The following is a 20,895-nucleotide window of genomic DNA, read 5'->3' on the forward strand; positions in this document are numbered from 1 at the left end:
CTGGCCGGTGACGCCCTCGACAGGTGCCGGCGCCGGGTCCAACTCGCGATCCACGGGCACCGTGGGTTCAGGGACGACCCGCTCTACAAGTCGCGGCGCACGCTGCACACCGGCGCGGACAGGGCGCGGCAGGTGCCCGGATCCGAGCGGAAGGTTACTCGTGGATACGTACGACTATCGGGAAAACGACGACGCGGTCGCCGCCACCGGACAACTACGCAGAACGCGACGCACGCGCGAAGATCGAACGACGTGAGCACGAACCGGTCACCGAGGGGGAGACGGCCGAGGTACTCGACTACCGGGGCTACGGCGTCTTCGAGGAGATCTACGACCGTGAGTTGACTCGGTTGGCCGCGGTCGGCATCGCCGATCCCGAGGTGGCCTTGACCGGTGGCAACTGCTACGCCCTCACTGGCGAACTGCATGCACCCGACGGCCGGTCGATCTACCTCCTCACCACCACCAACGGCGAACCGGCGCTGACCACTGACACAGCGATCACGCTCTGGACTGTCGGTCTGTACGACACCGAGGGCGACTCCGTCGCCCTGGCAATGGGCGAGGCCAGCGTCGAAGCACTCGGCGACACGGTCGATGCACTCGGCCGCGCGGTCACCCGTGCCCGTACGGCGCTGCACCAGTACGCCGGTGGTGCACCGGCCGGGAAGACCGCCCTCATCGGGGACCGGGGCTTGAGTTGGATCCCCGAATAGCCAGAAGTGCTGTCGAGTCGTGCGGCCGCTGGCGGGCCGGGGTCGGTGCCGGCGGATGCGGCGGCCCGCGGCCGCAGCTGGGCTCTGACCTGCGGTGGAAGATTGCCGCTGGGTGATCCGGCCCGCCTATCGAACTAGTGTTCGAGTACACTCGATCGCGAAGACGGATCGGGTTCACGGAGGGCAAGCATGAGCGAACTGCCCCTGACACGTGCAGCGGCCGCGCCCAGTAAGGCGGAAACGCTCGAACAGCTGCGCCGGAAGATGGCGTCGATACCGGCCCGATCCGACGGGGGAGAGCCAGCCATGTCTGCGGTCATGCTCCGGTCCATCGCCGAGCCGACACCGATCGTTGCCAGCGCTCAAACCGCGCTACGAACGCTGCCCGTGCCTTCGCCGATCGCGGAGCTCCTCCCGCGCGGAGGGCTCGCGCGCGGCACCGTTGCCAGCGTTTCCGGGGCGGCGTCGCTGCTGGTGGGGCTTCTCGCGTCGGTCACCGCGGGCGGTTCCCATGCAGCAGTGATCGGAATGCCGGATTTGAGCCTGCTCGCCGCGGTTGAGCAAGGCGCGGACCTCTCCAAGATTGCGCTGGTGCCCGAACCGAAAGGCTCCGCGGTCGAGGTCGCGGCGATTCTCCTCGACGGGGTCGACCTCGTCGTACTCGGACTGTCCGGAGCAGCCGTCACGCCGTCGAGGGCGCGGGCGGTCGTGGCCAGGGCCCGATCGAAGGGTGCGGTCTTGCTGGTCAGCGAGGGGCGCTGGGACGGGGTGGATCTGCGCCTCGAGTCGCAGGTCGCCGGATACTCCGGTCTCGGCGAAGGCCATGGCCGCGTCACTGGTGTGCAGCTCGACGTTGCGGCCGCCGGCAAGGGATTTCAACGGCGCACACTCCGCACTGAGATTCGCAGCGATTCCGGTTCGGTGGCCTGGCGAACGGTCCCCGAGGTGCACGCCACCGGCGCCGCTCCGCTGCGGGCTGCGCTGTGATGAACACCGACGACTGGACCGAGCGATGGCCGGAGCACCCAGTCATCAGGACTTTCGATCCGCCGCGGGCAGTCCAGGTGGACATCGGCAAGGCGTTGCCGCTCGGCCGTGGGGGAGCGGCACGCGCTGATTACGTCAGCATGCGGGTGAAGAGTTCGTCGGTGTATCTGTCGGGTGTGCGGCCGGCGCTGCAGACGCATTGGTTTCAAATTCACGACGGGCAGTGGTTAGCTGCTATCACCGTGTATGTCACCGACGCTGCGGGCAGGAACAGCCTCGAACTCGACATGATCGTTACCGCCGACGCGATCAGCGAACCGCCTTCCCCTAGCCAATGACGCCCGTCGACCGGGAGTCGGCGCACCGCGCTAGTAGTTGACGGCCCGAGCGACGAAGTACGCGACCGACTCGCTTTGGTCGTTCGGCATCGCGCTACTGACCCACACGAAGAGCAGCGCCTCACGGTTCACGTAGACGTACGGACTGTCGATAAAGCCAGAGTTCTTGAACTTGTTGAATGTCAGGTCGAGCTCATCTTCGCTCGTGAACTGCAGGATCAGTCCGTGCTCGGCCGGAACCCTACGGAGAGAGAACTGGTAGACCGTCGACGCCAGGTCGCTCAAGTCACCGGATTCGATTGCCTCGCAGCCGTTGTGGGCGGCCACTCCTGAGCCCTCGAACTGCAGGCAGATTGCCGCCGGGTCATCAACTGTTGGTGCTTCTTCTTCCGAGCATCCCGTGCTCAGCAACCCAACGAGAGCAAGTGCGACGGACACCGCGACCTGGCGACGGCGCGGGCCGGTGAACAGACTGGTTGGGGTAGGAACCGAATACGCCGGAAAGGGGCCACGGCCCGCTGTAGGTGCTGGTCAGGCGGGATGAGGGACTACGTGGGCGCGGCCCGCAGGTAGGCGTAGACGGTTTCGCGGCTGATCCTGAATTCCTTGGCTAGCACGGTCTTTGCTTCCCCGCTGGCGGCGCGGTCGACCAGGGCGAGCACCTGGTCGGGGTTGAGGGACTTCTTGCGGCCCTTGTACACCCCGCGATCCTTCGCCTTGGCAATGCCTTCGGCCTGGCGTTCCCGGATCAGCGCGCGCTCGAATTCGGCGAACGCGCCCATCACCGACAGCAGCAGGTTCGCCATCGGTGAATCGTCGCCGGTGAACGTGAGCTGCTCGGTGATGAACTCGACCCGTACGCCCTTGTCGGTCAGGCTGCGCACGATTCGCCGCAGGTCGTCGAGGTTGCGGGCGAGTCGGTCCATCGAATGCACGAGTACGGTGTCGCCGGCGCGGACGAATCGGAGCAGTTCGTCGAGCTGGGGGCGGGCGACGTCCTTGCCCGAGGCTTGGTCGGTGAACTCGCGATCGACCTGGATGCCATTGAGCTGGCGGTCGGTGTGTTGGTCGACAGCGCTGACCCGGATGTACCCGACGCGCATCACCAACTCCTTCGGACGGACGAACATGTCAGGTTGGAATCTATGACCCTGACTAACAGGTGCCAATCAATACGCGATCAGACTCTTTTCTGACGCAGTTCTCTGGCGGGTTCGGCGTGGTGTTGGGGTGCACCCCAACCCGACACACCGGGCGGACCGCCGGACGTACCGGTCGCCGCATAGCCTCCCCCAATTTGTTTCGCTCTCCCACACACCCCAGGCAGCCTCCAGGATCGACCACAACCGGCGCAACGACCACCCCGATAGGGAAGACCGACCCGGCGGTACCCGTCCCGGTCGACAACCGCAGGGAGCTACCGCCCCGACCCCGGGGTCGCAAACGAAAAGACGTGTTTGCAGCATCCCCGGACAAGGCACGGTCCAGACGCACCCAGCCGACGGGACGCCCACCACCTCCACACCCGCCCTTGCAGGCACCCTGCAAACCTGCAAAACGACCCGCAACTTGCAAACGCCCCCCGTCGGACCTAGGAGTTCGTCGTAGATACTGCGGCGCGGGGCCGGCTTTTTCGCGCTGAGTGCGACGAGGTTCGCCGTGGTTGCGACGAACTATGGATGCCGGCGAGCCGCCAGGGCAGTAATGGCTGCTATCGCGACCACAGGTGCACACCGGCGGGGCGGAGGCGTTCGGGGGTCTCGCCTTAATTGTGCACCGTGCACTACTGCTCCTATGAAGTTCGTCATCGCAGCCAATGTATTGCGCAGTAGCCCGCCGTAGTGTTCCAAGTCACATACATCCATCTACTGCACAGGAGTGCACATGGCACCGGCTTACCTCCCTTGGCTGCTGGCTGAGCCGTTCGGGTCTGCACCCGCGATCCGAGACGACCTCCGCGAGTTCTCATTCGAGCAACTCGACGCGAGGGTGGCCGCCGTTGCCGCCCAGTTCGCCGGACGAGATGTGGGTCGTGGCGACGTTGTGGCCGTGATGCTGCCCAACCGCAGCGAGCTTGTCGTCGCCATCTTTGCCGCCTGGCGCCTTGGCGCCGCCGTGACTCCGGTCAACCCAAATTTCACCGAACAGGAGGCCACCCATCAGATCGCCGATGCCGGCGCCACGCTGGTCGTGAACGCCGGTCCCGGCGCCCCCACCGGCGGCAAGCCAACAATCGCCGTGGACGACCTCGCCGAACATTCCACCGGGGAGGTGCCTGCACCGGTCGAACTCGCAGACAGCGACATGGCCCTGGTGATCTACACGAGCGGCTCCACAGGCCGACCCAAGGGCGTCATGATCACACATGGCAACGCCGATGCCATGACGGCTTCGATCGTCGAGGTGATGGCGCTCACCACCAGTGACCACTGCCTTCTCATCCTCCCGCTGTTCCACGCAAATGCGCTCATGGTGAGCCTCCTCGCGTCCCTGCGCGTGGGCGCCCAACTGACCGTGGTGGGCAAGTTTTCTCCAGACACCTTCTTCCACGCCGTCGAGAAGCACCGCCCCTCCTACTTCTCGGGCGTCCCCACCATCTTCGCGCTCCTGGTGACCAAGGCCGCCGAACGCGACACCGACCTGTCCTCGCTGCGCTTCGCCATCTGCGGCGCCGCCCCCGCCACCCGCGAACTGCTCCAGGCCTCCGAGGAGATGCTCGGAGCCCCGCTGCTGGAGGGCTACGGCCTCACCGAAGCCACCTGCGCATCCGCCATCAACCCCCTCGTCGGCCTCCGCAAGATCGGCACGGTCGGCCCATCCCTTCCCGGTCAAAGCATCCGGGTGGTCGACGACGAGCTGCGCGACGTGCCCACCGGCGAGACCGGCGAGGTGCTGATCACCGGACCCGTCGTGATGGCCGGCTACCTCGGGAACCCCGAGGCTACCGAGAAGACCATCGTCGACGGCTGGGTCCGCACCGGCGACGTGGGCGTGCTCGACTCTGACGGCTACCTGACCCTGGTGGACCGCATCAAGGACATGATCATCCGCGGGGGAGAGAACCTCTACCCCAAGGAGATCGAGAACGCGATCGGCAGTCTGCCCGGTGTGCTCGAAGTGGCCGTGATCGGCAGACCTGACGACGTGATGGGAGAAGTGCCTGTCGCGTTTGTGGTCCCGTACCCGGACGCCTCACTGACTCCCGAGACCGTGATCGAGCACTGTCGCAACCTGCTCACACGGGTCAAGGTGCCCGTCGCCGTGGACATCGTGACCGAACTCCCCAAGAACCCCGTGGGGAAGATCGACAAGCCCGGACTGCGCAAGGCGCTCGTCGGCTGACCTCGCGCGAGGGCGAGGCCACTCCGTCGTCGTACGACCTCCCCGTGTCCCTTCCGTCCCTTCTTTTCTCATATCGACAGTCGACGATCGTCGATTTTCGTTTCTTCGTGCCCAAACGCACCACTCAACTCGCCCCAGGAGGAGTCATGGGTTTTCGCCAAGCCGACGTTCCCGACGTGGACCCGGCAGAATTTGAAAAGATACCGACCATGGAGCGGATGAAGCTGCTCTGCCTGCACTGGGTGGACTATGGCTTCGGCGCCCCCAAGATCATGCACTCGTTGTACCTGGTCAAGGGCCTGTTCTTCATCATCGCCGGCTGGCTTCTCATCGGCCTCACCACTCCCGGCTTGCCGCTGCTCGACCTGGGCGCCTGGTGGGGCGAGATGATCGTCCTACAGAAGTCCATGCTGTGGGTGGTGCTCTGGTCTGCCACCGGCTTCAACGAATCGTGGGGCCCGCTGGCGTTCAAGTTCACACCCAACACTGCCGGGTACCGCTACTGGATCCGCACCGGTACCCTGCGGCTCCCGCCCTGGCCCGGCAAGATCCCGCTGACCGGCGGTGACGAGCGCAAGGCCATCGACGTGTGGCTGTACCTCGGGATGCTCGCCTCCCTCGTCGCGGGCCTGGTGTTGCCCGGCCAGCAGACCGCCGCCGCCTACAGTGAGCCCGGCCTCCTGCCGATGTGGCCCTTCATCGCCTTTATCGCCTTTCAGCTGTTCATGGGACTGCGGGACAAGGTTGCCTTCCTGGCCTCCCGCCCCGAGCAGTACTCCGTGATGCTGCTCGCCTTTGGTGTCCTGACCAACTACGCCGCCGGGCACGTGGACATGATCGTGGTAGCCAAGATCGCGATCTTCGCCGTCTGGTGGGGCGCGTTCCTGTCCAAGATCGGGCATCACTTCACGCCCACCGTGCAGACTATGCTCACCAATTCGCCGATCAACAAGTCCAAGACCCTGCGACGCGCGCTCTACCGCAACGTGCCCGAGGACTTGCTGCCCTCCCGTCTCGCCTGGTTCTGCGCACACGTCCTCGGCACGGTCGTCGAGTTCCTGGTGCCGATAGTCCTGCTCTTCACCACCAACTGGGTGGTGGCAGTGCTCGCCGCAGCGTTCATGACGTGCTTCCATGCCTTCATCTACTCGATGTTCGCCGTGGCCATGCCGCAGGAATGGAACCTCTACTTCGGCTTCCTCTCCCCGTTCGTGTTCCTCGGCTTCTTCGCCGGCGACGGCTACGCCGTGTGGGACGCGAGCAATCCCTGGATCGTGGTGGCGGCCGCGGTCTTGACCCTCACCCTGCCGATCGTAGGCAACTTCCGACCCGACCTGATCTCGTTCCTGCTGTCCATGCGTCAGTACGCCGGCAACTGGTCGTCCGCCACCATGGCGTTCCGGAACAACGGCTGCGAGGCCAAGCTGGATAGCCCCGACTTCATCACCGAGATCACCTCGCACAAGCACCAGCTGTCCAGCCTGTTCGGGCCTGAAGCCGCCGAGATCTTCCTCCAGAAGACCGCCGCCTTCCGGCTCTTGAATTCTCAAGGACGGGGCCATATGTCGCTGATGATGGATCACCTCGACGACCTGGACAATTACCGGTTTCGCGAGGGCGAGATGATGTGCACGTTCTTCGTGGGCTGGCAGTTCGGCGACGGGCACCTGTTCAACCCCTTCACCATCGCCGCCATCCAGAAGCGGTGCCACTTCGAGCCCGGCGAGTTCATCACCGTCTGGACCGAGTCGCAGCCACTGCACAAGAAAACCCTCGAGTACAAGGTGATCGACGCGTCGCTCGGTGTGGTCGAGACCGGCTACTACGTGGTGAAGGACGCGCTCGCAGAGCAGCCGTGGCTGCCCAACGGGCCGATCAACTACACCGTCACCTGGCGCGATCCCGACTATGTTCCCGCAGGGGCCAGTAGGGATCCCATACCAGAGGTGGCAGGCTGAACTGATGACCACCGCCGTCGTCGTCGGTAGCGGGCCCAACGGCCTAGCCGCCGCTCTGACACTCGCCGCCGAGGGAGTGGACGTGACCGTTCTGGAAGCGTCCGACTCCCCCGGCGGCGGCACCCGGTCCGGCGAGGTGACGTTGCCCGGACTCCTCCACGACCACTGCTCCGGCTTCCACCCGCTCGCGTTGGATACCGGATTCAGCCGACAGTTCGACCTCGCCGCGCACGGTCTCGAGTGGCTGTGGCCCGAGGTCCAGTACGCGCACCCGCTCCACGGCGGGCGGGGGGCCGCGGTGGTGCGGTCCGTCGAAGAGACCGCCGCGAGGCTCGGCGGTGACGGTTCCTCGTACCGCCGGATGTTCGGTCCCCTCTCCGCGCATTTCCACGACATCGTGGGCGAATTCCTCCAACCGATGGTGCACGTGCCCCGCCACCCCTTCGCCCTGGGCTGGTTCGGTGTCCATGCAGCGTTGCCGGCCACCGTGCTCGCGCGGCGCTGGCGGACCGATGGGGCGCGGGCCCTGTTCGGCGGGGTGGCAGCGCACGCGTTCCGGCCGTTCGGTTCGGTGATGTCGTCGGCGATCGGCGTGGCGCTGGGGACCGCGGCGCACCGCTACGGTTGGCCGGTCGCGCGCGGGGGCTCGGCTGCGATCTCGCGGGCGATGGTCTCGGCGCTCGAGTCGTACGGCGGACGGGTGGAGACCGGAGCCCTGGTGCGCGACCACCGCGAGCTGGGCCGGCCCGACATCCTCATGCTCAACACCGCGCCCGCCGCAGCTGCATCGGTGTTGGGCTCTGCGCAGCCCCCGCGGATCGCCCGCGCCTACAGCCGGTTCCGGCACGGGCCCGGCGCATTCCAGGTGTCGTATGCCGTCGAGGGCGGCATCCCATGGGAGTACGAACCCTCCCGGCGTGCGGGGACCGTGCACGTGGGCGGGAACTTCGAAGAGATCGCCGCCGCCGAACGCGACGTGGTGCGCGGCGTGATGCCCGATCGGCCATTCGTGTTGGTGGGGCAGCAGTCCGTCGCGGACACTGGGCGTGCATCGGACGGGGTGCATCCCGTCGACGTCTACGCCCACGTGCCGTCGGGTTGGAGCGGCGACGCCACCGAGATCATCACCGCGCAGATCGAGCGGTACGCTCCGGGCTTCCGAGCGCGGATCCTGTCGACGCGTTCGCGGTCGGTGGCGCAGATCGAGCAAGCCAATCCCAACTACGTGGGCGGCGACATTATCACCGGTGCGAATACGGCCCGGCAGTTGGTGTTCCGTCCGCGCGTGACTCTGCAGCCGTATGCCACCGGCGTCCCCGGCGCCTACCTCTGCTCGGCCGCCGCCCCACCCGGAGCAGGTGCGCACGGCATGGCCGGCTGGAACGCCGCCCGCGCCGCGCTGGCAGACCTGGCGCGATGACTGAGTCTTGGAGCCTTCCCGGCAAGCTCAGCGTGGATCCGCAGAATCTCGAGCGGCTCCGTGAACTCACCAGGAAGATCGGGGAGCGCCTCCAGCGAGAGACCGATGCGATCAGTCACGGGATGACCGCCGAGATCGCGGCTGCGGTCGGTGAGCTCGACGACCGGGCGATGCGTGACGCTCTCCACTCCAGCGTTACGGACAATGTCGAGGTCATGATCGATCAGCTTGCGCACTCCAAAGAGGTGTCCGACCTGCCTTCGTTGCTGCATGCGCACCGGTACGCCGAGGAGCTCGCGCGGCAGGACGTTCCCGAGTCTTCATTGCGTCGTGCCTATCACGTGGGATCCCACTATTTGCTGGCTCGCATCTTCGACCAGGTGCAGGAGATTGACTATCCGCCTCACGAGCAGCCGTCGCTCTACCGTCACCTGGCGGGCTGGCTGTACCAATACATCGACGCGATCACGCGCCAGGTGATTGCCACATATCAGGAGGAGCAGCGGTCCTCCCACGAGCGGGCTGCGCGCACCACTTTCACCTGGGTCAATCGTGTCCTCGAGGCCGAGGACGTGTCCCCTAGAGAGTTCTCCGCTGCCACCAAATACCGGCTCGACCAGGTACACGTGGCATGCCGAGTGTGGGTCGACGATCGCGCCGACCAGCCCGCGCATACCCCCGCGCTCGCCCCTCTCATCGACCAGGTCCGCGCGATGCTTGGAGGTCGCGACGATCCACTCGTGGTAGTGACCGGTCGGCGCGAGGCGGACGTGTGGTTTGGTGGCGTGCACCGCGTCGACACCCGTGCTTTTGACTCGGTGGTAGCTTCTGCAGGGGGGTCCCGCCTCGCATTCGGTTCACCTGGGTTCGGACCGGCCGGATTCCGCGCAAGCCGGTCCCAGGCGCACCAGGCGTCGCGGATCGCGCACGTCACAAGTGACCCGACCGCGCGCGTGACCTCCTATGCGGACGAGGGGATCCCGGTGATCTCCCGACTCATCGACGACCTCCCCGCCACCCGCGCCTGGGTTCACGATGTGCTGGGGGAGTTGGCGGTCGACTCCGACGCCGCCGCTCGTCAGCGTGACACCGTACGCGTGTTCCTCGAGTCCGCGTTCAGCTACTCAGCGACGGCGTCGCAGCTCATGCTCCACCGCAACTCGATCCGCTACCGGCTGGAGAAAGCCTCGCTGCAACTGGGCCGCGGCGTCGCCGACAAGCCACTCGACACGCAACTCGCGCTGGCCCTGTGCCGCGTCCTCGGCTCAGTCGTACTCGTGCCCGAGAGCCGGCCCGGGACAGCCGGCGCATCATCTCCCGCGCGGGAATGAGAGCCACCGGCTATAGCGCATGTCCGGAAGGGGATGGGGCTTGACCTGCGATGCCCTGCGGCGGGATTGCAGGACATCCCAGGTCATCGAGGTCAGTCGAGCCTGAGTGCCGCCGGTCAGATCGAGTTGACGATTCCCCGCGGCCTGGTCCGCCGGCATGCCCAGCGCCGGGAGTGCGAGAGCGGCGAGGGTTTGCGGCATCTTGAGCGGAACGTTCTTGCTGGTGAAGCACGTTTCGGGCGTGACAAATTCAGGTACTTCGTGGTTCTGGCCATCTGACACCTGTCTCTGTGAGGGGACTTCGGTCAGCGGCGGGCCCGCTCGCTTCTTGTAACCTAACTCATGACGCTCAGGAACCTCACAGGAATCATTTGCCCCTCAAGGAACAGATAGCGAGTTGATTCTCGAACATCGATGACCTGCATGTTCAGCCGGAGGTTCACCCACCATTCCCGTCTCCGGCGTGTCGGCGAAACCGGGAGATAGATTGTTGTGCAAAGCTTTACGTCATTTAGATGTGGCTCGAGCGCTGATTATCAGGCAAGTATCCGGTCGGCCGTGGTTGCCGCAGTCGGCAGCGGCCTGCTGGACTTCAGGGTCTTCTCTCGGATGTAGTCGCCGTCGAGCTGGGCGGCGACGCCGAGCACGGCGAAGTGCATCGAACCCATGCCGTGCGGGTACTCTTCGCCCGTGCCGGCCTATATACAGACGCTGGGGCCGATCACGCGCGTGATCCGAACAGCACTCGCGGTTCCAGGTCGAGCCGGGTGACCGGCGCTTGTTCGGGTGGGGACAGGTTGAGCACTAGGTCGCCCATGCGGCGGATGGTGTGCTGGATGTACGGGGTGATGGTGGCCAGATCGTCGGTGTCGACGGGATAGCCCTCGGCGGCGAGGCCGTTGGCGACGTCGGTGATGTCCAATGCGGTCGAGTAGATCGCACAGTTGGCCAGCAACTCGTTGAACTTGACTACCCGCTCCTGGTGGTCGGGGTCGTTGTGGCCGATCAGCTTACCGCCGATCATCAGCCATTCCGAGTAGCCGTGGAACGCCTCGGCCTTGTTCGTGACCGCCGTGATTTGCTCCCGCAGCCCGGGTTCGGAGAGGTAGCGCAGCAGCGTCACGGTCCTGATGACACGGCCCAGTTCGCGCAGCGCCCGGTACAGGCGGTTCTTGTGCGAGTGGTTCCCGAGCCTCCGCAGCAGCGTCACCGACGACACTCGCCCTTCGCGAATGGAGATGCTGGTCCGCAGCAAGTCGGTCCAGTGCCGCTCGATCAGGCCCCAGTCGATGGCGTTGTCACCGAACAGGCTGTCGATGTGCCCGTAGCGGGTCGCAGCCGTAGGCCGGTAGAAGTTGAGATCGTGCCAGTTGCGGATGCGCGGCAGCAGCTCGAACCCGAGCAGCGCGGCGAGCCCGAACACCGGCAGAGACTGCCCCTGGGTGTCGCGTGGATGGTGTCCGGTTGGACGTCGGACTCGTTGCGCAGCAACCCATCGACGATATACACGGCCTCCCACGCCCCACACGGCACGAAATGGGAGAACAGCGCGATGTAGGAGTCGGACACGAACCGCATCGCCAAACCCCCGTAGCCGCCGTAGCGAATGTGGGACTCGGCGAGCAGGTTGTTCTCCCAGGTGTCGATCTGCGAGCCGTCGACGGCGACGATCTGCCCGTCGCCCCACATCCCGGCCACGTCCAGGGTGGTGAACGCGTTGATCACATCCGCCGAGCATCGGTGCACTTTGTCGGCGGTGGAGTGCTTGTTGCCCGCGGTGTAGAGCTCGTGGGCGGAGACCTGGCCGCGCATGTGCCTCGGTACGGACCGGCGGGGCGAACGTGGACCCGGCGGTGACTGAAGGGGATCCCCGCGCGGAGGCGGAGCGTCAGAGGCTCGATGGCGAGGCCGAGGCCCGGCGTAAGGAGCTCGAGACGGAGGAGCGCGTCCGGCGTCAGCGCAAATTGGTGCGATCGCTCAACCTCAAGGCCGAGGCGGCGACCACGGTCCGACGGAAGTTCCTGTGCAGTCTGCTGGCGGCCAAGACGCCACCGAAGACCGCCGCCGCGTACGTGGCCACCACCCTCGCCGGTGATGGGCACCTGTTGACCGAGTTCCGCGCCGACGGCGTGCTCAAGGAAGTGCTGTCGATCAAGGATTCGTACAGCTCGCAGTACGTGGCCGACCAGGTGGTCAAGGCCGGCGCCTCCCGCGCCCAGGTGCTCACGCTGGCGCTGGTCCTGGCAGCGCAGGAATCACGCATCGTCAAGGACTCGTGGCGATCGAAGCGCCGGGGCACCGAGGCGTACCTGGAATACCTCGAGGTGCAGGGGCATTCGCTGACGCCGATCGAGGAAATCATGGTCGGGAGGCGACAGCCCGATCAGGTCTTCGACCTCGATCTCGACGAATAGTAGCTGTCTATCTCACTAGACTTATGCAGTCTAATGGGATAGACTCATCCTATGAAGGTCACAGCACACGCAGTGCGATCCGGTGAATGGTGGTCGGTCGACGTGCCGGAGGTCGAGGGTCTGTTCGCCCAGGTGAAGCGCCTCGACCAGATTCCGTCGCGGGTGGCCGACGCTGCCGAACGGTTCACCGATGTAGCGGCCGAGCAGGTGGAGGTCACGCTCGACTACGACCTGGGTGATCCCAACGTGGTGCGCGCCATCGCCGAGGCCAAGCAGCGAAGCGCGCAGGCGCAGCGGGCAGTGGAGGCGGCGTCACGACTGACCCGTTCGCTGGTACACGACCTGCGGAAACGAGGGCTGTCCATGCGAGATGTGGCCACCATTCTCGAGCTCAGTCACCAGCGCGTCGCGCAGCTCGACAAGGAAAGCACCACGACCTGACCGTCAGGTGTGGGGGAGCAAGGGAGGGAGGTCTCATGGCCGTCACCGTCTACAGCAAACCCGCGTGCGATCAGTGCAACGCAACCTACCTGCAGCTCGACAAGCGCGGGATCGAGTACACCGTCGTCGACATCACCGAAGACGCCGACGCGCGGGACTACGTGATGGGCCTGGGATATCTCCAGGCGCCGGTTGTCGTTGCAGGAGAGGATCACTGGTCCGGTTTCCGGATCGACCGCATCAAGGCACTCGCGAAATGGGATGTATTGCAACAGATGCAACATAACGTCAATACGAAAGACGTGCCCGAACTGGCTGTTTGACGCCGTAGCGAAGCTGTCAGTCCGGAACTTGCGGAACCTGACCTTACGCTTCGAGTGGATGTAACAATGTTGCGTCTGATGCAACATTAGTGTGGTGAACGAGGCGCCGGGATCGGCACATCTGATACTCGCGGGGAATGTCGTCCATCTCGATCCGGCACCGGCGATGTCGGAAGCGATGATCGAGGGCTGGACGCGACAACAACGCAGTCGATTCCTCAAAGATCAGACCATTGCAGCGCGGATTCGGATGATTCGACGGTTCGGTCAGGTACGTTGTGCCGCCGGTTGACATTAACGGGGTGGCGACAGGCCAAGCGCCACGAAAGCGGCATGACTTGGACTGCGGACATTTCAAATTCGATGACGGCACGATTCGTGGTTCACCACAGCTGGCTGCCGAAGAGCAGATACGAAATGTGCCGCCCTGCCGGGACTGTGTGAGCCGAATGTCCTCCGTCGCACGCGAATCGCAGGCATGAGGCTCAGTCGGCCCTACTGGGCCGCTGTGCCCGACCTGCTTTGTATCCACACCCTCAACGGCAGATGCGACACCTGCGACTGAGAACCTATGGGGAGCCGATAGGCGCATTGAAGATTCGGTCCTGTCGGGATCTCGTCAGCCATCACATCTGAATCGCCCAAATGTAAACACGTTTTTCCTGATCCAGTGCGGGTCCGCGTACATCGAAGAAAACCGTGACTGGTCACCGGAGACTCGCACGACATTGAATTCGATGAAGGCACAGAACGATATTCCGACGGTACCTATCCGAAATCATGGGACACCGTGGATCCGCATGACGTCAGATGAGCCTCGACGCGAGGGTTTTCCGTGCGTGCGTGCGAACTCGACTCGATGACCAGATGTGCTGTATGCGCTCGTCAACATACGCACCGTCTCGTAAGGCTTGCGCCCAGATGTGAGGGACTCAGACGGAGGGCCAGTGGCCGTCTCAGCCGATAATGGGCCGTCTTCACCGCAAATTCGATGATCGTCTTCGCAGTCACGGGTGCGACACATGGACGACACGCGGCTGCTTAAACCCGGTTCGAACTTTCAGTCAACCCCGGCGGCATCTGGTGTAACGCCATGGGCAAGTAATAGGAAAAGAAGGTATGCGGGGAGTGCCGCCCGTACAGCGAAAGGCTCCGGATGATTCCACTTATTTCCCCTGTTCAACCTTCTGGGCATGCAAAACGGCGAAGCCGTCAGACCGTGTTGGTCGCCGGCACGGTCGCGGTTGCTGCCTGTGTGGTGGCTGGATGTGGGCTGCCCGACGACGACACACCACGCGAACTCGCATGCGAATGGGGAATCGCGTTGGATGCGAAGGACTTCACCGGTAAACGAGTCGACATGCCACTTCCCCCGCATGTTATCGAGCGTTTCGCGATCGAGGAGAACACAGCGGATGCGATCGTTTTCCGAGTTACGTACGACGAATTTCCGCCACCGAACAATCCACCGAATAAGCAATTCATCTTGAAGCCGTTAACGACGGTATCGATCCGACTGGGGAAAGACGAGGAATTTGACTCGATTAAAAACAACTTCTACCGAGTCGAGATTCCCATTGAGGACGGAGATCTGTATCAGAGCGACGAGGGCAACGCGTTCGACGTCAAACCTCAAAACACCACAGTGCGGCAAGACGGCAACGACCTTGTAGTCTCCATCGATCCGACAGAATTCCCGGGCCTGGCGGCGGGGAAGAAGTTTCCCATCGATGCGACGACCAGCTTCGCCGGCGATGGTATCGAAAAAAGACCAGGACCTACGAAGGTGAACTGGCAGAACTGCGGGTAGCGGATCGACGAATTATCAGAATCACCACCTCTTGCATGATTCGTCTTCTATCGCGCTATCACACCTTCCTCCTCGCCGATAACATAGATTATGTTAGTGCGTTCTCTTAAATGACTGTGCAGCAACAAGTTTCGAAGAAGATCGATGCCGGAATTTAGAGTGGGGCCCTGCAGTTTCGACATCTCGCATGTGTTCGTCGATGGTAGGTCGTGCTCGAAGACGACAGATGACCTGAGATCGTCCTTCGAGCAGAACCTACCGCTTAACGACCAGACTTTTCTCACTGCGTGCCGAACGACCCCCTGTGCGATCGCTGGTCCGCATTGCGTCAGCACAGGAGGTCGGCGCTAAGTGTGCATCATTCCTGCGAAAGCAGAGGCTTGTCTCGTTCAGGTTCGACTGGGGCTACATTGCGTGACTGAGCCACTGTGGCCGGTTCGAGAAGTGAGAACCGAGACTTTCGGGTCACCGTCTGACCAGGTTCGACGGTGAAAGTCCAGCTCAATCCGGCACCGTTATCGTGATTGTCGGTGCGGGCCGTTCCGTTGAACGGTTGACCGGTCCTCACGACGTTCCAGATTGTGGAGTAGAACGCCTCCTGGAAGCTCGCGCCGCCGGACAGGTCTGTCCAGGAGATCTGACGGCCGTTCGCGGACACGCAGGACGCGGATCGGTCGGTGACGGCGCCTGTGCCGAAGTCACTGTTGCTCAAATAGCAATCCGCCGCCCGGTACAGGGTCACCTGCTTGGCTGCGGAACCGGTGTTGGTGACCGCGAGGGAGGTCAAGTAGTTGTCGGAGCCATCGATGAAGGTGTCGACCTGTTTGAGTTCGAGACCACTTTGCCCCGCGACCACCGCGCTGGTGATCACCGTCGGACTCAAGGCGGTCCCGGCTCCAGTACTCGACTGAGCACCAGCCGGAATGAAGCTGCTGCCGACGTAGCCGAAAGTCTGCCCGTCCACCGCGAGGTGGGTACCGCATGAGGTGGAACCGTAATACACCGACCGGTTGTCGGTAGGAGAGTCCACGCGACAGTCGAGGTTCGTGCCGATCTGCAGATTGGTGAGTGCGCCAGGCCGGGTTTCGGGGGGCAGTTCGGGCTCGGGCGTCGGGGTAGGTGCGGGAGTGGTTCCCGGGTTAGCAGGGTCGGACGGACAGTAGGGTCCGAGGACGGAGATCCCGTACTTTCCGAGTGTGAGTTCAGCTTTCCAACTCGCGAAGAGCAGGTTTGCCTGTAGAGAGCCCTTCACCGCGGCCGCGAGTTCGAGTTCTGCACACGTCGGCTACGCGCTCGACAGCGAAGCGGTCAGGTTCGGGCCTGCCTCGACGGCCACGCCGGCATTGGCGACTTTGCTGTGGAGGCCGAGAGACGCGGAGGCGCCGGCGAAGAACTCGGCCTTGGCGCTGCCGCTGAGGCCCTCGACATCCGAATACGTGGTCCGACTGCTCGAGACGGGTCGTGCGCGCCCGTCCGAGAACTCGACGCCGTCGGTGCGCTCTGCCTGGTAACCCAGCTCTGCCTTTACCTCGAACTTTGCGGCCAACGACATTGCGGGACCGACTTTGACACTGAATGGCCCACCCACCGGGATGATCGCTTCAGGAGTCATCCCCACAGGTGCTTTCTCGCACTTCGCGGAACCGCTACCGGTCAGCGACACATCCAAGGATTGCGAACTCGAGATGGTGACCCGGGAGTACTTGGCATTGGCGTCGAACTGCACAGCGGCAGAGAGGTTCCCGATCGACCCGTTGACTGCGAGTTCGACACCACTGTCGTTCTTGCATGAGATCAGCTTGTTACTCAGCGGAAATCCGGTGCGCGGCCCGGCGCTCCGCGACTGAGCCTCGCCTTCGCCCGGTACGTACAGGACGTTATCCTCGAGTCGCACCGTCGTATTGATCTGGAAAACCGCGTATGCGTCGGTGATGGTGGCAGCCTCTAACGCCACCCGCAGCATCCCGCCATCGGCAGCTTCCACCGAGACGACCTTGCCGACGGTGCCATTTGGCACGCCGGGACCGGAGTTCACTGCAAAGAAACCTCCGACGCTCGGATGACGGTCCGACGAGAAGTAGAGCACGGTCTGGATCTCACCGAACTCACCGGAGACGGAGACGACGTCTCCGGGCTCTGCGACGACAGTATCTGCCTTGGGGATGATCTTGTTCTCGAGGTTCGCCGGTGCCCAGTCGGTCGGGTCGTCAGCCCCGATCAGCGGATATTCGCTCTGTTCATCCGAGCCGCCGCCGGAACCGGAACCAAGCGACCCGGAGCTAAGGCCGCCGAGCGAGCCGGACGATCCACTATCTGTGGGCTGGGCATTCGCAGGGAGCGTCATACCCAGAACCAGTGCAGCGGCTACCGAGGTCATAGCCCCGCGATACACCCATTGTCTGGGCGGCTTAGAAATCCTCATCTGGCATAACTCCTTCTTTCAAAGATCGGGGACAGCGACGTTTCACGGGGATTCCTTATCTGACCGGGTGCTTTCGCCTGACCTCCGTGTCTTGTCGGCATGGCTACTACTGAGCGCATGGCTGCCACTGAACGACTGTCCGATACAAGGCCATCCGATCAGCTGAAACCGACCAGTTAATTCACAGAGAGTAGGTTCAAACGGTAGCGGAACCTTTCGATGTTGCCGAGACCCCAAAAGGGGGGGGGCATCACCACAGACACGCGAGAAATCACCCGGCCGCCGGCCACGACCCACGATAAAGCGCAAGGACAAGAACCGACGCGCTCCCGGTGTGAACATTCTTCTATCCCGACTCTCGCGCATCAAGGCCACTCCAGAAATAATATCCACACACGCCACTCGCACGCTCGAACAACGGCGCTACGATATTTTTTCCTACACTCACCTTGACCCACTCCCGCCGAGACCAGAATATCGGCACATACCGAGGGAGGGGGGAGAAATTGCAGGTAGAACGTATGCAAGTAGCTGCGTATATCACGGTTTGGATTAGTGAAAGAATTCGGAAAACGATTGAAGATGTGATTAGCTAACGCGGAAACTAATCGAATAAATGCCCGTGAAAGTATTGGCTTATATCGCATTGTTCGATAGAATGAAATCAATAAAGAATCACCGACGAGGGGGAATGTGTGCAATGCAATGCCACGTACCGCGCACTCGACAAAGCGGGATTCGGTCCATCTTTGATGATCGAGGTTTGAGCGGAGAGGTAGAAGACCCGCCGCAGTCGCCGGCTGTAGCGTTTGGGTCGGTGCATGTTGCCGGTTCGGCGACCGGAATCGCGGGGGACCGGAACCAAACCGGCTGCCGAGGCAAGGTGTCCGGCATCGGAGTACGCCGACATATCACCGGCAGCGACAACGAATTCCGCGCCGAGGATCGGACCGATACCGGGCATGGATTCGATGACCGCAGCCTGCGGATGGCGGCGGAAGGTCTCACCGATCTGCGCGTCGATACGAGCGAGCTGGACGTCCACTGCGAGGACTCGGTCGGCGATATCGGCCACCAACTGCGCCGCAACAGCCTCACCAGGCAGGACCACATTCTGCGCCGACGCCGCCTCCCACGCAATCTCGGCGACACCGTCCGCCCCGCGCACCCCACGTTTACCAAGCCACAAGCTCAAACGAGTGCGTCCGCGTCGTCGAATGGCACGCGGGGTCTGAAAACCGGTCAACAACACCAACGCGCCCTTGTGTCGCCCGAAGTCGAAAGCCCGCTCGAGCGCAGGAAAGACACCGGTGAGAGTGTCACGCAGACGGTTGATCAGCCGGACTCGGTCAGCGACGAGATCGGTCCGATGCGAGGTCAACAGCGCGAGTTCCGCGGCCAACTGAGCCGGTGGGATCAACACAGACAGATCATGTCGGTGTCGAGCAGTTTCCGCGATCACATAGGCATCGCGGGCATCGGTTTTCGCCTCCCCTCGATACGCGCCGGACATCCTGTTGACGGTGCGACCAGGGACGTACACCGCACTCTGGTCGTGTGCGGCGAGAAGAGCGAGCAGCAACGCAGAGGAGGTTCCGGAAATATCTACCGCCCAATGGAGTTCGTCGGCCAAGGCCAGAATCTCGCTCAGCGCGTGCAGTATCGCGGTCTCGTCGTTGATGATCTTGTGCGACCACACGATCAACCCTGCTTCGTCGACCACTGCTGCCCAATGATGGCCCTTGCCTGCGTCGATTCCGACCCATGCGTGGGTGTGAGTTTCTCTCATTCGCTCCTCCATGTCGCCGACTCGTGTCAGGCCCGAGGAACACCCCACCGTCATCTCCGTAAACAGTGCTCGAAGCACATTTTTCAATCAGCAGCCAGGGCGTCCCGAAGCGCTGGGCGGCCACTCGTTTCGAGCCACACAAGGCAAGACACCATCAGCCACACCCAGCACTTCCGGACCAACTAACAACTTACGGAGGACACCATGACCGCAGCAGCATTCACCTTCACTCCCGATGCAGACTTCGTCGACCGCGCACTCGACGCCGAGCTCCGCCGCGACAGCGAATCCGTCGACCGGAAACTGCGCACCATGCTCGCCGCCCTCGACGACTCCCTCGCCGGAATCAGTGATGCACGCGAAGAACTGCACACCCTCTACACCGCCCCCGGTACGGACACCGCCGAAGTTGTTTCCGCCCATGACCAGGACATCGCCACTCACCTCGATACGCCCGCGTCTCCACCCTCGAACAAAACCCCGAGCTGCAGCAGCACGCACTCCGCCAAGCCGGCGCGATCCGCATCTTCACCGACTACGAATCCGGCTCGACAACGCAGCGCCCCCAGCTCACCGAATGCCTGAACTACCTACGTGATCACGACGGTGATGTCCTTGTCGTCTGGAAACTTGATCGCCTCGGACGATCCGTCCGCCACGTCATCGACACAGTCCACAACCTCGGCGAACGTGGTATCGCATTCCGTTCCCTCACCGAAGGATTCGACACCACCACCGCAGGCGGCGAATTCTTATTCCACATCATGGCAGCCCTCGCCCAAATGGAACGCCGCATGATCGTCGAACGCACCCACGCCGGCCTCGAAGCCGCTCGACGCCAAGGTCGACACGGCGGCCGGCCCACCGTCATGACCCCCGAACGCACCGAACTCGCCCGCACGATGCGTGAACAGGGCAAAAGCCTCGACACGATAGCTTCGACACTCCGTGTCGGCAGATCCTCCGTCAGTCGTGCCCTCGCACCCGAGAAGGCCGGCGGGCAGCAGTAATCCTCACACGAACCAAGCACGAGCCGAACCGTCAAAACCGACGCGGTACCGCCCTGTGTCCGCAGCCTTTCCCTCCATTCGAGCCAACCCATCGGCAGGGTCCCGATGCGCCGCCGTTCCTTTGGCCGTGGGATCGGCGGCGAGAGCTCTCAAATACAACAGAATTGGCTCGGAAACCCCCGTGGGTCAACACATAATCATCAGCCATGTCTTCTGCCCGCCGTGGTGCGGAAGAGTTCCACGACCACCACGTATACCCCAACAGCGCAACCGCAGCGAGAAGTGTACAGCCCACCAGGACTGCGAGGCCTGCGTCCGATTTCCACGCGATGCGTTCGTCCGGGTGCTGTTCGGTGATGGTGGCGTCGAATTCTCGTGTTTGCCTGGCTATTTCGAGGATCCACTGTGTGTGCACATCGTCGGTTTGTCGAATTTCCCGTACTCCGGACATGAAGTGCAGGTCGGGACGGTCCGTGTTCAGATGATGAGGTTCGAAGCGTTTCGTTTTCAGACTCGCAATTGGGGTCAGGTTTCTGGCCACATGTCGTATGCGGGCCATGATTCGCCCGAGCCGGTCGTTGTTGACCCGTCCGG

At 63.3% G+C, this 20,895-nt stretch carries 19 protein-coding genes and 3 pseudogenes; 14 read left to right on the forward strand and 8 right to left on the reverse strand.

The genetic code is table 11. From position 1 onward, the window contains the following. Positions 1–23 precede the first annotated feature (23 nt). From ASU23_RS00005 to ASU23_RS00015, 3 genes are all read left to right on the forward strand, one after another. Positions 24–716, forward strand: a complete 693-nt coding sequence (locus ASU23_RS00005) for a hypothetical protein (RefSeq protein WP_253741095.1) — start codon at positions 24–26, stop codon at positions 714–716. 189 nt (positions 717–905) lie between these two features. Then, positions 906–1,703, forward strand: a complete 798-nt coding sequence (locus ASU23_RS00010) for a hypothetical protein (RefSeq protein ID WP_058036831.1) — start codon at positions 906–908, stop codon at positions 1,701–1,703. After that, a complete protein-coding gene (locus ASU23_RS00015) occupies positions 1,703–2,041 on the forward strand; it encodes a hypothetical protein (RefSeq protein WP_253741089.1) in 339 nt (112 codons plus the stop codon). Before ASU23_RS00010 ends, ASU23_RS00015 begins: the two co-directional genes overlap by 1 nt. A gap of 30 nt (positions 2,042–2,071) precedes the next feature. Here ASU23_RS00015 and ASU23_RS00020 read toward each other — a convergent pair whose 3' ends face one another. Together ASU23_RS00020 and ASU23_RS00025 are read right to left on the reverse strand one after the other, a co-directional pair. Continuing rightward, the gene (locus tag ASU23_RS00020; RefSeq protein ID WP_058036833.1) at positions 2,072–2,479 is read right to left on the reverse strand and encodes a hypothetical protein; all 408 of its coding nucleotides are present in this window, start codon (positions 2,477–2,479) and stop codon (positions 2,072–2,074) included. Positions 2,480–2,589: 110 nt separating this feature from the next. After that, entirely contained in the window at positions 2,590–3,144 is a 555-nt protein-coding gene (locus ASU23_RS00025; protein WP_058036849.1) for a recombinase family protein, read from the reverse strand. Between the two features lie 781 nt (positions 3,145–3,925). On the opposite strand from ASU23_RS00025, the gene ASU23_RS00030 reads away from it, so the two are divergent. From ASU23_RS00030 to ASU23_RS00045, 4 genes are all read left to right on the forward strand, one after another. Further along, positions 3,926–5,383, forward strand: a complete 1,458-nt coding sequence (locus ASU23_RS00030; RefSeq protein WP_058036834.1) for a class I adenylate-forming enzyme family protein — start codon at positions 3,926–3,928, stop codon at positions 5,381–5,383. A gap of 146 nt (positions 5,384–5,529) precedes the next feature. Continuing rightward, a complete protein-coding gene (locus tag ASU23_RS00035) occupies positions 5,530–7,341 on the forward strand; it encodes a DUF3556 domain-containing protein (RefSeq protein WP_058036850.1) in 1,812 nt (603 codons plus the stop codon). 4 nt (positions 7,342–7,345) lie between these two features. Continuing rightward, positions 7,346–8,761 (forward strand): NAD(P)/FAD-dependent oxidoreductase, encoded by a 1,416-nt coding sequence (locus tag ASU23_RS00040; RefSeq protein WP_058036835.1) that lies wholly within the window; start codon positions 7,346–7,348, stop codon positions 8,759–8,761. After that, entirely contained in the window at positions 8,758–10,092 is a 1,335-nt protein-coding gene (locus ASU23_RS00045; protein ID WP_058036836.1) for a CdaR family transcriptional regulator, read from the forward strand. The genes ASU23_RS00040 and ASU23_RS00045 overlap by 4 nt, the downstream gene beginning before the upstream one ends. Positions 10,093–10,628: 536 nt before the next feature. Here ASU23_RS00045 and ASU23_RS35045 read toward each other — a convergent pair. Next, positions 10,629–10,760: a hypothetical protein gene (locus ASU23_RS35045; protein ID WP_256933096.1), complete on the reverse strand. Its 132-nt coding sequence runs from the start codon at positions 10,758–10,760 to the stop codon at positions 10,629–10,631. A gap of 53 nt (positions 10,761–10,813) precedes the next feature. Then, positions 10,814–11,904, reverse strand: a pseudogene (locus ASU23_RS35185) (Tn3 family transposase). 41 nt (positions 11,905–11,945) lie between these two features. Here ASU23_RS35185 and ASU23_RS00065 point away from each other — a divergent pair. The 5 genes from ASU23_RS00065 (at position 11,946) to ASU23_RS00085 (ending at position 15,080) form a co-directional block, all read left to right on the forward strand. Beyond that, positions 11,946–12,506, forward strand: a complete 561-nt coding sequence (locus tag ASU23_RS00065; RefSeq protein WP_253741091.1) for a hypothetical protein — start codon at positions 11,946–11,948, stop codon at positions 12,504–12,506. Positions 12,507–12,557: 51 nt separating this feature from the next. Continuing rightward, on the forward strand, positions 12,558–12,947 hold the full coding sequence (locus ASU23_RS00070; RefSeq protein ID WP_058036840.1) for a hypothetical protein: 390 nt from the start codon (positions 12,558–12,560) through the stop codon (positions 12,945–12,947). A gap of 35 nt (positions 12,948–12,982) precedes the next feature. Further along, entirely contained in the window at positions 12,983–13,270 is a 288-nt protein-coding gene (gene nrdH / locus ASU23_RS00075; protein WP_058036841.1) for a glutaredoxin-like protein NrdH, read from the forward strand. Positions 13,271–13,364: 94 nt separating this feature from the next. Then, positions 13,365–13,562, forward strand: a complete 198-nt coding sequence (locus ASU23_RS00080; protein ID WP_058036842.1) for a hypothetical protein — start codon at positions 13,365–13,367, stop codon at positions 13,560–13,562. A gap of 864 nt (positions 13,563–14,426) precedes the next feature. Next, on the forward strand, positions 14,427–15,080 hold the full coding sequence (locus ASU23_RS00085; protein WP_156423020.1) for a hypothetical protein: 654 nt from the start codon (positions 14,427–14,429) through the stop codon (positions 15,078–15,080). A gap of 358 nt (positions 15,081–15,438) precedes the next feature. Here ASU23_RS00085 and ASU23_RS00090 read toward each other — a convergent pair whose 3' ends face one another. The 3 genes and pseudogenes from ASU23_RS00090 to ASU23_RS00100 form a co-directional block, all read right to left on the reverse strand. After that, positions 15,439–16,110, reverse strand: coding sequence for a hypothetical protein (locus tag ASU23_RS00090; protein ID WP_156423021.1), 672 nt, complete (start codon positions 16,108–16,110; stop codon positions 15,439–15,441). A 255-nt stretch (positions 16,111–16,365) separates the two neighbouring features. Further along, positions 16,366–17,502 carry a hypothetical protein gene (locus ASU23_RS00095; protein ID WP_156423022.1) on the reverse strand — a complete coding sequence of 379 codons (1,137 nt, stop codon included), beginning with the start codon at positions 17,500–17,502 and terminating at the stop codon, positions 16,366–16,368. A gap of 736 nt (positions 17,503–18,238) precedes the next feature. After that, a pseudogene (locus tag ASU23_RS00100) lies at positions 18,239–19,291 on the reverse strand (IS110-like element IS2112 family transposase); the annotation flags it as partial. Between the two features lie 204 nt (positions 19,292–19,495). Here ASU23_RS00100 and ASU23_RS34575 point away from each other — a divergent pair. Both ASU23_RS34575 and ASU23_RS00110 read left to right on the forward strand, forming a co-directional pair. Continuing rightward, complete coding sequence (locus ASU23_RS34575; protein ID WP_253741093.1) at positions 19,496–19,876, forward strand: hypothetical protein; 381 nt, start codon at positions 19,496–19,498, stop codon at positions 19,874–19,876. After that, positions 19,777–20,301 (forward strand): recombinase family protein, encoded by a 525-nt coding sequence (locus ASU23_RS00110; RefSeq protein WP_058036846.1) that lies wholly within the window; start codon positions 19,777–19,779, stop codon positions 20,299–20,301. The genes ASU23_RS34575 and ASU23_RS00110 overlap by 100 nt, the downstream gene beginning before the upstream one ends. A 307-nt stretch (positions 20,302–20,608) precedes the next feature. Here the strand turns inward: ASU23_RS00110 and ASU23_RS34580 are convergent. Further along, a pseudogene (locus ASU23_RS34580) lies at positions 20,609–20,752 on the reverse strand (cyclase); the annotation flags it as partial. Between the last annotated feature and the right edge of the window lie 143 nt (positions 20,753–20,895).

Source organism: Rhodococcus sp. KB6 (genome assembly GCF_001445685.1).
Lineage (GTDB): Bacteria > Actinomycetota > Actinomycetes > Mycobacteriales > Mycobacteriaceae > Rhodococcus_F > Rhodococcus_F qingshengii.